The sequence below is a fragment of the Priestia sp. SRI_019 genome (assembly GCF_057586255.1).
The window spans coordinates 188,730-202,847 of sequence record NZ_JBYCZN010000003.1; the positions used below are offsets into that span (position 1 = coordinate 188,730).

Annotated in this window: 10 protein-coding genes and 1 riboswitch; of the genes, 6 read left to right on the forward strand and 4 right to left on the reverse strand. The window is 37.7% G+C overall.

From position 1 onward, the window contains the following. Nucleotides 1-2: 2 nt before the first annotated feature. A complete protein-coding gene (locus AC2YJL_RS19295) occupies nt 3-1,253 on the reverse strand; it encodes an ATP-binding protein (RefSeq protein ID WP_217599001.1) in 1,251 nt (416 codons plus the stop codon). A gap of 266 nt (nt 1,254-1,519) precedes the next feature. Here AC2YJL_RS19295 and AC2YJL_RS19300 point away from each other — a divergent pair, with 266 nt between their 5' ends. Both AC2YJL_RS19300 and AC2YJL_RS19305 read left to right on the forward strand, forming a co-directional pair. Next, complete coding sequence (locus tag AC2YJL_RS19300) at nt 1,520-2,509, forward strand: glutaminase (protein WP_028407543.1); 990 nt, start codon at nt 1,520-1,522, stop codon at nt 2,507-2,509. 102 nt (nt 2,510-2,611) lie between these two features. Beyond that, nucleotides 2,612-4,042: an alanine/glycine:cation symporter family protein gene (locus AC2YJL_RS19305; protein ID WP_050689307.1), complete on the forward strand. Its 1,431-nt coding sequence runs from the start codon at nt 2,612-2,614 to the stop codon at nt 4,040-4,042. A 29-nt stretch (nt 4,043-4,071) separates the two neighbouring features. Here AC2YJL_RS19305 and AC2YJL_RS19310 read toward each other — a convergent pair whose 3' ends face one another. From AC2YJL_RS19310 to AC2YJL_RS19320, 3 genes are all read right to left on the reverse strand, one after another. Then, nucleotides 4,072-5,571: a sodium:solute symporter family protein gene (locus tag AC2YJL_RS19310; RefSeq protein WP_050689306.1), complete on the reverse strand. Its 1,500-nt coding sequence runs from the start codon at nt 5,569-5,571 to the stop codon at nt 4,072-4,074. Beyond that, nucleotides 5,571-5,774, reverse strand: a complete 204-nt coding sequence (locus AC2YJL_RS19315) for a DUF3311 domain-containing protein (RefSeq protein WP_028407546.1) — start codon at nt 5,772-5,774, stop codon at nt 5,571-5,573. The genes AC2YJL_RS19310 and AC2YJL_RS19315 overlap by 1 nt, the downstream gene beginning before the upstream one ends. 377 nt (nt 5,775-6,151) lie before the next feature. After that, complete coding sequence (locus tag AC2YJL_RS19320; protein ID WP_081085187.1) at nt 6,152-6,751, reverse strand: cupin domain-containing protein; 600 nt, start codon at nt 6,749-6,751, stop codon at nt 6,152-6,154. A 385-nt stretch (nt 6,752-7,136) separates the two neighbouring features. Continuing rightward, a riboswitch (ZMP/ZTP riboswitch) is annotated at nt 7,137-7,215 on the forward strand. Between the two features lie 55 nt (nt 7,216-7,270). Here AC2YJL_RS19320 and aimA point away from each other — a divergent pair. From aimA to ppc, 4 genes are all read left to right on the forward strand, one after another. Further along, on the forward strand, nt 7,271-8,866 hold the full coding sequence (gene aimA, locus AC2YJL_RS19325; RefSeq protein ID WP_230931816.1) for a glutamate/serine transporter AimA: 1,596 nt from the start codon (nt 7,271-7,273) through the stop codon (nt 8,864-8,866). Nucleotides 8,867-9,048: 182 nt separating this feature from the next. Further along, nucleotides 9,049-10,095: a DUF5105 domain-containing protein gene (locus AC2YJL_RS19330; RefSeq protein ID WP_230932160.1), complete on the forward strand. Its 1,047-nt coding sequence runs from the start codon at nt 9,049-9,051 to the stop codon at nt 10,093-10,095. A 152-nt stretch (nt 10,096-10,247) separates the two neighbouring features. Next, nucleotides 10,248-10,757 carry an acyl-CoA thioesterase gene (locus AC2YJL_RS19335; RefSeq protein WP_013055518.1) on the forward strand — a complete coding sequence of 170 codons (510 nt, stop codon included), beginning with the start codon at nt 10,248-10,250 and terminating at the stop codon, nt 10,755-10,757. Between the two features lie 460 nt (nt 10,758-11,217). Further along, the gene (gene ppc / locus AC2YJL_RS19340; protein ID WP_251567174.1) at nt 11,218-13,986 is read left to right on the forward strand and encodes a phosphoenolpyruvate carboxylase; all 2,769 of its coding nucleotides are present in this window, start codon (nt 11,218-11,220) and stop codon (nt 13,984-13,986) included. Nucleotides 13,987-14,118: the final 132 nt, after the last annotated feature.

The window sequence follows — 14,118 nt, forward strand, 5'->3', positions numbered from 1 at the left end:
ACTCATCCTTTCTGAATTAGATTACGAAGGGGGATTTGAATGATAAAGGTCATTCCGCTGTCTTCTTGTGTAGCTTTAATCGTACCTTCAAGTTCTTGAACAATATCTTTTACATAAGAAAGACCAATCCCAGTAGAGGGGTTTCCAAATTGATCGTACTTTGAGGTGAAACCAGGTTCAAAAATAGCTTTTTCGTACTTTAAAGGTACTCCAGGACCGTTGTCTTGTACATGAAATTCTACATGTTCAGCTTGTCTATGTACCGATAAAACAATCCTTCCCTCATCTTTAATCGCCTCCACTGCGTTTGCTACCAAGTTATTAATGATCGATAAAATGGTATAAACGTGGTAGCTGAAATGTTCCCCGTTTACAGAAGAAAAAAAGGTAATTTGTTTGTGAAGAGAATCGGCATATTTTTTGTTGATGCGTACGATCAGCTCGATTAATTCCTCTGCTTTCATATAATTTTGGAAACTTTCATTTGAAATTGTTTTAGATAAGCCCGCAAAAATACGCTGGTTGTCTTTTTTTACTTCGTGAATATCTCCCGCAATCCGAAGCGCTTTTTTACTGAGCGTTTGGTTTAGCACAGAATGATCTTTTTCCTGCTGATTTAATACACGGTATAAATCGTACGAAGCTTTTGTAATGGCTTCTGTATTATGAAGGGTCTTTTTTAAATGAACGGTTTCTTCATAAAGGCTTGTAATGAGCATTAGCATGTGCTCATTTTGTTTGCGAATTTGACGTTCCCGTGACTGTGATTCATAAATCGTCATCATATTAAAAAAGCTAAGTACAATGAAGCTGTGAGCAAAAGCAATAACGGCCATGTCAGATAATGAATCGACATGGATTGTTGTGTGCAAAACTATATACTGCGCAGTTAGTTCCACTACATCAGCAGCAATTTCAATGATGAGTCCAATCACTCCAATTACAATAGCACTATAGTTCATGCGGCTTACTTTAAAAATAAAAAATAAAAGTGCATACGTAAAGTAGAAGAAAAACGTAGGGTAATGCGTATGTGCAGAAGCCGCAAATTGAAAATGATCGAGCATGATATAATCGAGCATGATGCGAAAGAGAACGACGCTTAAAGCGGTTAACAAGCCCCCGGCTAAAACGGTTTTCCGTTTTAAAAGCAACAGGAAAAAGAAAAATGTAGGAGCTCCAAATGTAATTCGAAATGTTTCATTTAACGGATAAAATTTTAACTCTCCCGCCAGCGGGACAGTAATGAGCATGAGCAATAAAATGTACGGATCTTTTCGAATGAAAGATTTAAAATTCAGATAATTTCACCTCCTGAAGTGATTCGTGAATTAGTATACATTGTGACAGCGTCCAGCACAATGGAGAAGAGTGTCAAAGATAAAAATATAATTCCAAAAAGTTTTGTAGGTTTTTGTATGCTCTCGTAGGTTGCATTGTACATTAAAAACGAAAATGAAATCTCGCTTTATGAAAGCGCTTTAAAATAAAAGGTTAATTAAGTGATGAGGTGATTTTAATGAAAAGAGAAATTGAACAGGAAATGTCTTACTTACAGCTCACTGCAAAAGACCGGTTACATGAGTGGGTGCAACAAATAAAAGAATTTTCGTCAGAAGGAAAAACGGCTGATTACATTCCAGCGCTGAAAGATATGGACTCGTCTCAATTAGGTATTTGTTTGATTGGTGCTGACGGAACAGTTATCCAATCTGGAGATTATGAATCGGTATTTACTCTTCAAAGTATTTCCAAAGTCATTAGCTTTATAGCAGCTTGCTTATGCTGCGGCATTCCTTATGTGCTAGAGAGAGTGGATGTAGAGCCGACTGGAGATGCATTTAATTCTATTATAAGACTGGAAATGCATAAACCAGGAAAGCCGTTCAATCCTATGATTAACGCTGGTGCTTTAACGGTTTCATCTCTTTTATCTGGGGAGACGGCAAAAGAAAAATTAAGCTATTTGTTTGATGTGATAACGATGCTTACCGGGAAAACACCACTCATTAATGAAACGGTCTTTGAATCAGAATGGCAAACGTCTCATCGAAATCGTGCGCTTGCCTACTATTTAAAAGAAACGAACTACTTGCAAGGAGAAGTAGAAGAAGTTCTAGAGGTTTACTTAAAGCAGTGCTCAATTGAAGTAACGACTGAAGATATTGCACTGATTGGATTAATTCTGTCATTAGACGGATACCATCCAGTGTTTCACAAACAAGTAATTCCAAAAGAAGTAGCTAAATTAACAAAAGCGCTCATGCTTACATGCGGTATGTATAATGCTTCAGGAAAGTTTGCGGCATTTGTTGGTATGCCAGCTAAAAGCGGTGTATCGGGAGGGATCATGTCATTGGTGCCACCTAATACGAAAAAGCAGTCTCCATTTCCAGACGGATGCGGTATCGGAATATACAGTCCAGCTATTGATGAATACGGGAATAGCGTAAAAGGCGTTACGCTGCTAAAAAAAATCGCAAAAGAATGGGATTTGAGTATTTTTTAGTCTATTTACGTACTCTTCATTGGCTTCAATAATATAAACACCAAGAGAAAAAACTTTCATGTTTTGCATTTGTTCTACCAAATTTTTAATGAGGTGATAGGCATGCAACAAGCAATCGAAAGTGTGATTAGCGTCATCAATGATTTTTTTTGGTCGAATTTATTAATTATTTTACTTGTATCAATTGGTATTTATTTTACGATTCGCTCTCGTTTTTTGCAGTTTCGCATGTTGAAAGAAATGGTACTTGTTTTGAAAGAAGGACGAGCGGCTAAAGGTGGAGGAGTCTCCCCGTTTCAAGCTTTTTGCATAAGCATGGCAGCTCGAGTAGGAACGGGAAATATTACAGGGATAGCGATTGCTATTGCACTTGGTGGCCCGGGTGCTGTATTTTGGATGTGGATTATTGCCATTATCGGTTCAGTATCAAGTTTTGTAGAAAGTACACTCGCTCAAATTTATAAAGTAAAAGGATCAAACGGGTTTCGAGGAGGACCCGCTTATTATATGGAAAAAGGGTTAAATAAAAGGTGGATGGGCGGGCTATTTGCTGTACTCATTACACTATCATTCGGCCTGGTGTTTAACGCTGTGCAGTCTAATACGATTACGCTAGCATTTGAGAACTCTTTTGGAACGAGCCGCTTGTTGGTTGGGATTATTATGACAGTTATATTTGCGGTAATTATTTTTGGCGGAATCAAACGCATCGCCAAGATATCGGAATACATCGTGGTCGTATTAGCCGTTTTATACATTGGAATGGCTCTGTTCATTATCTTTAAAAATATTGATCAAATGCCTGCGGTTCTATCTCTAATTGTGAAAAATGCATTTGGATTTGAACAGGCGCTTGGGGGATCAATTGGTGCAACGTTAATCAATGGAGTAAAGCGCGGACTGTTTTCCAATGAAGCAGGTATGGGAAGTGCTCCCAACGCGGCGGCAACTGCAGTGACGAGTCATCCAGTTAAACAAGGTCTTATCCAAGCATTTGGTGTCTTGACGGATACACTCGTGATTTGTACAAGCACAGCATTTATCGTTCTCTTATCCCCCGCCTATAAGCAGGGACTAAGCGGCATTGAACTAACGCAGGCTTCTCTTAGTACCCATATTGGCTCTTGGGCATCAGGGTTTTTAGCTATCATGGTATTTCTATTTGCTTTTAGTACGTTAATTGGCAATTATTATTATGGAGAAACGAATATTGAGTTTTTAAATTCAAATAAGATGTGGCTTTGGTCTTATCGTGTAGGTGTTTTAGCGATGGTTATTTTTGGATCGATTGCTCAGCTTCAGCTTGTATGGAATTTGGCAGACTTATTTATGGGGATGATGGTAGTCGTGAACTTGATTGCTATTTTTCTATTATCGAAAGTGGCATTTTCCGCCTTGCATGACTATACTCAGCAGAAAAAGGAAGGAAAAAATCCAGTCTTTTATAGAGATGCGTTAGAAAACAATCAAAATATTGAATGTTGGGAAAGAGAATCTACTCCACCCCCTTCTGAAAAAGAGAATATTATCTAAAAAAAGTTCAGCCAATTGGCTGAACTTTTTTATGCGTTTTTCTTTAATTCAGTTTGCGTAGTGCCTTTAGAAAACAGTGTTTCTTTCACGCCGTTAGTTGCTGCTTTTGTTTTGGCCGAAAAGATTGGATTTAAAATAACAACTACGAGTAAGTTAGATAATAATCCCCAGAATCCTTCATAAAGACCAAATGAATTTCCTGTGGCATGGACGGTAAACGTTACAACTAGCCCTACTACTAATCCAGCAATCGTACTTTCTTTCGATTGATTTCTCCAGAACAGGCTGATAACGATAGCCGGGAAGATTTGTACCATACCAGATACCCCTAGTAACTGTAGGGAAACAAGCGCTTGAGGGAATAATAAACCGAATAAAAGTGCCAGTCCAATAACAACGAAAACCATAGAACGAGTAACCATTGTTAATGTTTTACCCTGTACATTTGGATTAATTAAATCTCTGAATATATTATTTGCAAATAAGTTAGACGCTCCGATAGCCATGATAGAACATGGAATTAATGAAGCAAGAGCAATCGTTGCATAAGCTAAGCCTTGGCCAATGCCGCCATATGAATATTGAATCAAGGTTAATAATGCTAATCTAGGATCCGTTGTATCTTGAGGTAATACTTGATAAGCAATAAACCCTAAGAAGATGACTAGAATTAAAACAATATTGTAAAGAGGTAAGAAGACAGCATTTTTACGAAGCGAATCTGCACTTTTAGCAGTGAAAACACCTGTAGCAGCGTGAGCCCACATGAATAAAGCTAAAGCAGATACGAGTGATGCTGTAATAAACCATGGAATGCCTTTAGGTCCTTGTGTTGGGATCGTTAATAGCTGAGGTGCATCCTTTGCAACATTGTCGATCATGTTGCCCCAGCTTCCAAAATGCATAATTGGCAGAGAAACAACCATAAATAACATAATGGCCCATACTAAAATATCTTTAATAATTGCCGTATATGTGGGACCTTTAATTCCGCTGAAAAAGGTATAAAGAGCCACAAGAAAGAATGAAAGAATAACGACTGCTTTTACGTTAATGTAGCCAGTTCCTGCAACGCGAAGGGTATCTTGAATACCGCTAAGCTGAAGATCAATATATGGAATGAGCATCAATACACCTACTATAGCAATTAAAGAGGAGAGAAATTTACTGCTAAAACGTTCTCTGGCATAATCAGCAAGCGTAGTAAGTTTGTGCTTTTTAGCAACAGTCCAAAGCTTTGGAAGAAAAAAGTATGAAATTAAAAAGGCTAAAACAGAGTAAGGGATGGCAAAAAATGCGATGCTTCCTCCCTGATAAGCTGTACTTGTAAGACCTAGGAATGTATAAGCAGTATATAAATCTGCTCCTACTAAAAGCCAGACGAGCAGGCTTCCAAAACGTCTTCCACCTACAGCCCACTCTTCAACTGAGCTTCTAGATGATTTGTCACGTCCTGCTATAAAGCCAATCGCGATAACAACAAGAACAATTGCTGATGTGATTAAAAGTGCCGTTAAATTTCCTTGCATTATTCAATGTCCCCCCAAGATTTTTGTAAACGATAAATAATAAATGTACACACAGGCGTTAAGAAGACCCATAAAAATAACCATAAATGCAAAAGAGGTAATCCAAAAATAATTGGATGAATGTTATTTACAAAAGGTAAAACAGCGAATTGAGCAATAAATGGAATGATGAATAAAATAAAAATTATGAATTTTCTGTTCAATTTTACTCCTCCTATTAAAAATTTATCTAACAATGTTCACTATGATAGCAAGTCTGACATGGTAAAGCAATAAGTTTTTTGAAAATTTCGTTATAATCTATGAAAATTTTTTTAGAAAAACAAAAAAGAGCTTGTGATGAGAGTATATTTGAAATGATTATGAAAGAAAAAAAGGGGAATAATCTAAGCGAAGCTGCTCTTGAAGCAAAAAAAGCACGAAAAAGAAGAAATTTAGTTTTGACCGGGAAGTTTTTGTTATTTCGCTGAGATAAAGTATATTGCTATTGCATCATAAGAAAAGAATTTGTATGTTCAAATAGAGATTCATGGAAAGAATAAAACAGAGCAAATAAAAAAACTAGACAATAAGTGCTTGTCTAGTTCCACCACTCTGTCAATGGTCCTTTGTCGCCATAAACAGGATCTGTTGTAGGAATAGGTACTTGTGCAATTTCATCAAATACGTGAGGGCGATCAGTTTGTTTTCCTGTTCGTAAATTGTAATCCATGCCCTCTGGATAAGCTCCAACCACTTTAAAATCAGCAGTTGACTGCAGACGCATATGCCCTGTTCCTGCAGGAAGTACGAGCACATCGCCAGCGTGCACCACGATATTTTCCCCCATATGTCCACCTAGTTTTAAACGTGCAGATCCGCTAATTACGCCTAGTGCTTCATGGGAATTGCTGTGGTAATGGTGAAAATCATGTATGCCACCTACCCAGCTGTTTTTCCAGTTGTGAGAATTAAAAATGCTCTCCACTTTCTCTTTCTTACTAATAAATACGTGTTCATACAATAAAACTGGAAGACGAGGGTGATTTGGAATGGTTCCGTCGTCATCAAAATAAAGAACTTTTACATTTGCATAATTCATAAGCATCCCTCTAACAATCTTTTTTCGTAATTTTCCCTGTTTTTTGCTTGCGTAAACAGAGAAGTTTGCTCGAAGTACTTCATTTGTTGCGAAGTGCATGATATGTAGGTTTTAACGTTTTCCTAAAAGAAGTCTCCCACTTCAAGCGTAGCTAAGTGGTGGACAGTTCACTTTAGTATCTTTTCTTCATATTGTATATAAGTAAAGGGTCTAGTGCAAGAATTCTATGGATATATAGCTGCTAATTCTTATTATGTAAATGAATACTATATATTAGTATAATCTTTAGAAGGTAATCTACTCGTGGAGTAAAAGAATCAAACAACAAGAAAAGATAGGATTTTAGTTATTTTTGTAATTAAAAAGAGGTTTTTAGAAGTTTTATTCGGAATTTTACGAATAATTTATTATCTTTATAAAAGTAATGTAAACATTTTTGTGTATTGAGTAATAGAAATGAATGTTATATACTGATAAAAAATATATTCCTATATGTGACTGGCGCAACATGGATGACCATGGGGGAGCATATAGCGTATAAGCCGCGCGCCTGGGCAAACACTTGAGAAATTTTCGCAAGTGTTTTTTTATTTTCCTAGGGAAGAGGAGTAGATTTGGATGAGCAATATGCAAAGGAAGATGGGAACATTTGCTTTAACCATGACAGGCATAGGTTCGATTATCGGTTCAGGGTGGCTGTTTGGAGCATGGAAAGCAGCTCAAATTGCGGGACCCGCGGCTATTTTTTCATGGGTTATTGGAATGGTGGTTATTTTGACCATTGCTCTATCATATGCTGAACTGGGCGCGATGTTTCCACAAGCAGGGGGGATGGTTAAATATCCTCAGTATTCACACGGATCATTTATTGGTTTTTTGGCTGCTTGGGCTAACTGGATTTCAATCGCTTCAACGATAACAGTGGAGGCTATTGCATCTGTGCAATATATGAGTACTTGGCCGTGGAAATGGGCTCGCTGGACTCACGAATTAGTAGATAATGGAATTTTGACGTCCAAGGGGTTGGCAGTTGCGTCTTTGTTATTATTCGTTTACTTTTTTATGAACTATTGGACGGTAAATCTCTTTGCTAAAGCAAACTCATTTATTACGATTGTTAAATTAATTATTCCTGGTTTAACGGCAGGGGCTTTATTTTTTGCTGGTTTTCATAGTGGAAACTTTTCAAGTGAGCATGGGGTTGCCCCTTATGGGTGGGCCAGTGTTTTAACGGCAGTGGCAACATCAGGTATTGTGTTTGCATTTAATGGGTTTCAAAGTCCTGTAAATATGGCAGGAGAAGCAAAATCACCTAATAAATCGATTCCGGTAGCTGTAATTGGTTCAATTTTTATTGCAGGAATTGTATACATTATATTGCAAATTGTTTTTATCGGAGCAGTAAGTCCGTCATCAATTGCTGATGGATGGAATCATTTGAATTTTAATTCTCCTTTTGCTGATTTAGCGATTGCGCTTGGAATTAACTGGCTAACAATTGTGTTATACGCAGACGCATTTGTTTCTCCTTCCGGCACAGGTGCTACATATACGGCAACTACTTCTAGAATGTTATACGGGATGCAGCAAAATGGATATTTGCCAAAGATATTTGGTACTCTTCATCCACTTTACAATGTCCCGCGCTCAGCTATGTGGCTAAATTTAGCAGCTTGCTTTTTGTTTCTCTTTTTATTTAGAGGATGGGGTGTCTTAGCAGAAGTGATCTCAGTAGCGACGCTTATCTCTTATATTATGGGTCCTGTAGCGCTTATAACATTAAGAAAAACGGCTTCACACTTTTACCGTCCATTTTATTTAAAAGGGGCATCAGTTATTGCGCCATGCGGCTTCGTTTTTGCTTCCTTGACGCTTTACTGGGCAAGGTGGCCACTTACAGGTGAAGTGATCTTTATTATGGCAATTGGCCTGCCTGTTTATTTTTATTACCAAGCGAAAAATAAATGGGTGGGCTTTAAAAAAGAATTTTTAACCGGGGCTTGGATGCTTATCTATTTAGCGTGCATGATTTTTATTTCCTACATAGGAAGCGAAAAATTCGGAGGCAAAAATATTTTGCCTTTCGGATGGGATATGCTAGTGATTGCTTGCGTATCATTAGCTTTTTATTACTGGGGAATTAAAAGTGGCAAAGCTAACCGATATATGAAAGAAGCTGAACAAATCAATCAAGAAAATTTTAAATCTAAATAAAAAAATACGAGCCCGTGCTCGTGTTTTTTTATTTAGGTGAGTGGAGAGTTTAGACTTAGTTTTTATCAAAATATTGTAAAAAATATAGATTTTAAGGTTTAAGTATTTATACAGAGGGAACCTTTATTTGGGATAAAGTTCTAAAAAAACAAAATAAAGGGGATTAGGCAGCTGTGAAAAAAATGAATGTTTTGGCTTTAGCTTTTGTACTTATGCTAGTATTAGCGGCTTGCAACAGTTCTAAGGAAACGGGAGGGTCCACTTCGGCTAAAAATAAGGCGATTGAAGTATCTATTGACAGCGCTTCTTACATTTTAGTAGATAGTGATGAAGGAGATACAAGTGAAGAAAAAGGGCTGTTGAAAGTTGATTTAAAAGTGAAAAATGTCTCCAAAAACAGTATATCTTTATCGGATTATGACGGTGTTTATTTGTACGAAGGAGATGAACAGCTGTCTCCAAAAACGGGAGTGAACAGTCGTGAGCTCGGACTAGAAAGCAGTGCATCTGACAAAATTGGTGCTGGAAAGCAAAAAAATTTAACGTTTGTCTTTGAAGTCAAAAAAGATAACAAGTACAAAATTGGGCTTCAGCCAAAATCATCTGATTATGATGAAGAAATTGACGAAGTGACATTAACACTGGATACAAAGAAATACGCGAAAAGCTATAATAAGCTGCAAGACCCAGAAAAAGCTCTGCAAGCTTATACAGAAGTCCTTTACTTAAATAAAGAAAACGTAGACTATGATAAATATGTAACAGCAGATAAAACAGCTGTTATAGAAGAACAGAAAAAAGCGTTTAACGAAGAATTAAAAGGTGCGTTTTCTAATAGTTTAACCGACAAAGCAAAAAAAGACTTTTTTAACATGTATAAAGATGTTTTAAAAGAAAAAGCAAGTGTAAAAACAAATGTGATTGCGAATGCAAATAATAAAGCAGTAGTAGAGGTGGAGTACACTACTCTTAATTTATCAGACTTGTATTCATACGTATCGCAGCTTAAGCGAGCATATACAGATGAAACGAAAGATTACGATACAGAACACTCTGAAGAGTTTGCGGCTTCTCATTTCAAAGATATTGTAAATGAATTAGAAACGAAAGAAGGAAGTCGTCCCCTACGAATTTTTATGGTGAAAGAAGATGGGAAATGGACTGTAAAGTCAAGTGACCTATACAGTGATTCTTTAGGTAAAACGTTTGGATCAAGCTATATTCGATAGACAAAAAAAGAGAAGAATTTTTCTTCTCTTTTTTGTTTTCTGTAAATAAATCAACGAGTTTTTTGTAAAGCTAAATTTATCAAAATATGCTAGTATAGGTTCATTCATTCTTTTATTCTTATTATGATAGGCATCAATGGAGGTTCTTACTAATGAAAGCAAATTATTGTAAAGATACAAAGGCTGTTCGAACGAGCCGCATTTTTCCTAATGATATTAATAATCACAATACGTTATTTGGTGGAAAGTTAATGAGTGATATTGATATGATTGCGTCCATTTCAGCTTATCGTCACAGTCGTACAGAGTGTGTAACAGCTTCAGCAGACTCTATTCATTTTCTGCACCCTATTACGCCTCAGGATTCTGTATGTTTGGAGTCATACGTATCATGGACAGGTCGTTCATCCATGGAAGTGTTTGTGAAAGTGATTAAAGAAAATTTAAAAACCGGGGAGCGTCAAATTGCAGCCACATCATTTTTAACTTTTGTGGCAATGGATGATGATGGAAAGCCTCGTGCAGTACCGGAGCTTATTCCAGAAACAGAAGAAGAAAAATACCTGTTTCAAACGGGGGCAGATCGTGCTGCCACGCGTAAACAAGTGCGTAAAAAAAGCAATGAGCTGGCATCGGTATTGGATTTAGGACAACCTTGGTAGCATAAAAGAGAGGCCGAGACAAAAGTGTTTTAGCTCAAATGAAAAACGAACCACTGATCAACGTGTTTGATTAGTGGTTCGTTTTTTTTGTTATGGTGAACGTAGGTTTCATCTGTTTCGTTCCTTCTAGCAGTTGATTGGAGAGCAAGACGAAGACTACGGGGGAAAAGCGAAAGAGACGAGGAGGCTCATCGACCGCCCGCAGAAAGCAAGGTCTTGCACAGTAATCAACTGCGGTGTCACAAGCGGTTCAGCTTATGTATCCCATTTGTTCGTCTTTAGATTGGATTCATTTAGTTATGTCTTAACCTCTTTTTATATTTGATGAATCTCCTCTCCTGAACGAGAGGAGGAAATAAAATTATATGAAATTTATTTTCGTTCATGGTAATATGAATTTAATATAATTTTCTAAAAAGTTTAAAAAGTACAACATTTATAAAGAAAGGTGTCGTGTCTAATGGTAACAGTAGAAGCAGCAGAAAGACAAAACAGCAGCACTGCCCTGCGCCGTGATGTAAAATTTCTCGGTCAATTGTTAGGGAAAGTTCTGGTTCACCAAGGTGGAGAAGAACTGCTCAACAAAGTAGAAAAAATACGCGAAGTAGCAAAATCACTTAGAGAAAACAAAGATGAAGTTATCTATAAAGAAATAAAAAATGAAATCGTTACTCTTGAACAGCCGATGCGCGAGCAGGTTATTCGGGCATTTGCAGTTTATTTTCATTTAGTTAATATTGCAGAGCAAAATCATCGAATTCGTCGCAGACGGGAATATCAGCAGCAAGAAGATTCTATTATGCAGCCGGGCTCATTGGAAAGTGCCGTTGTTTCGCTTAAAAATAATGGCGTGGCGCCAGACGTAATTGCTAACTTGCTTCAAACTTTATCTCTAGAGCTCATCATCACTGCTCATCCAACAGAAGCCACTAGACGAAGTGTTCTTGATATTCATAAACGAATGGCTGAGCTTCTGAAAAATTTGGATAATCCAACGTTAACAAAACGCGAACGTACGGAAATTGAAGAAAGACTGTTTAGCGAAGTGTTGATTTTATGGCAAACAAATGAACTGCGAGATCGCAAGCCAACCGTAATGGATGAAGTATCGAATGGATTATATTATTTTGATGAAACGTTATTTGAAGTGCTTCCTCAACTTCATCAGGAGTTGGAAAATTCATTGCAGGAGAATTACCCCCAAGAAAATTGGAAGGTGCCTAATATTCTTCGATTTGGTTCATGGATTGGCGGAGACCGGGATGGAAATCCAAACGTAACTCCCAAAGTAACGTGGCAAACGCTTGTCAAACAAAGAAAGTTAGCTATTCGTAAATATAAAGAGTCGCTTACTCAATTGAGACAAAGGTTAAGTCAGTCTACAAAAAGAGTCGCAGTTTCAGATAATCTTCTTGATTCTATTAATCAAGAAATATCTCTGCTGCCTGAGAAAAAGCGATGGAGAATCAAACACGAAGTGTATCGCTGCAAGCTTACGATTATGCTTCATAAATTAAATTTAGTTGGAGAGTCGGAAGCGGGTTATCAAAGGTCGGAAGAACTTCTACATGATTTATTTCTAATCAAAGACAGTTTGCAAAAGCACCAGCCTCAGGATTATCAGTTAAAAAGCTTATGTAAATTAATTCGCCAAGTTGAGCTGTTTGGTTTTCATTTAGCAACGCTTGATATCCGTAATCACAGCGGGGAACATGAAGCGGCAATCAAAGAAATTTTCCATGCGGTTTCTTTAGCTGAAGATTATTCAGCGTTAACAGAAGAGAAAAAAGTTGAGCTGTTAGGGAAAGTTCTTCAAGACCCAAGACCTGTGCTATCGTTTGTAGAGAATTACTCTAAAGAAACGCAGCAAGTAATTGAAGTATTTAATATGATACATCGAGCACATAAAGAATTTGGAGAAAGATCTATTGAAGTCTACTTAATCAGCATGACGCAGTCTGCAAGTGATTTGTTAGAAGTCATGGTACTTGCCAAAGAAGCGGGTATTTATCGCCTTCATGCAGATGGCCGCATTGAAAGTAAGTTAAATATAGCTCCGCTGCTTGAAACGATTGATGATCTCACAGCGGGTCCTAAAATTATGGAACAGCTATTTCAATTAGATTTTTATCGTGAGCACTTAAGGAAACAGCAGGATTTGCAAGAAATTATGCTTGGCTACTCAGATGGAAGTAAAGACGGAGGAACGCTTACTGCTAATTGGAAGCTATATAAAGCGCAGCAGGAAATTCACGATATGGCGAGGAAGTATCAAGTTCGTCTGAAGTTTTTCCATGGCCGAGGCGGCTCACTAGGCCGAGGAGGTGGACCGTTAAACCGAAGCATTTTATCTCAGCCTGTTGAGACGCTAGGAGACGGCGTGAAAATTACAGAGCAAGGAGAAGTTCTTTCTTCTAGATACGCTTTATATGACATTGCCTACCGAAGCCTTGAACAAGCGGTCTCAGCTCTTCTTACAGCGGCAGCAAATGTTTCTCAAGAAGCTGAACAATGTGATATTCGTACACATGAATGGGAAGAAACAATGGACGAGATTTCAACTGCTTCTTTACGTAAGTATCAAGAGCTTGTTTTCAAAGATCGAGACTTTTTAACGTATTTTAAACAAGCTACACCTCTTCCTGAGCTGGGAGCTTTAAATATTGGGTCACGTCCAATGAGTCGAAAAGGAAGTGATCGCTTTGAAGACTTGCGAGCAATTCCGTGGGTATTTGCATGGACGCAAAGCAGACAGCTGCTTCCAGCCTGGTACGCTGCAGGTACGGGCTTACAGCATTTAGTAGAGAAGTCCGGAGATATACAGCTTCTTCAGCAAATGTATAAAGAATGGCCATTTTTCCGCTCGACCGTCGATAATCTGCAAATGGCCTTAACAAAAGCAGATTTAATGGCAGCAAAAGAATACACGGAAATGGTACAAGACCCGGCTATTTCAGAGCGGATTTTTACCGCCATTAAAAAAGAGTATAATCTCACAAAAGAAATGATTCTTCAAATCACAGGTCAAAAAGAATTAATGGATCATCTTCCTACGATTAAAGAATCTATTAAATTACGAAATCCGTATGTGGACCCTCTAACATTCTTACAAGTTAAGGTCATTTCCAAGCTGCGTGAAGATGAGGCTGGAACGTTAAATGAAGAACTTTTAAAAGAAGCGTTATTAACGATTAACGGCATTGCAGCAGGGTTGCGTAATACAGGCTGATGCTACCAAAAGACACCTCAAGAAAATAAAAGAGGTGTCTTTTGCCTATTTTTCTCACATAAAGAACTGCCTGTCAGTTCCCTCTCTTTTAAAGAGAACTTCCGCCTGTTAAATAGGCACTGAGAAAAATCA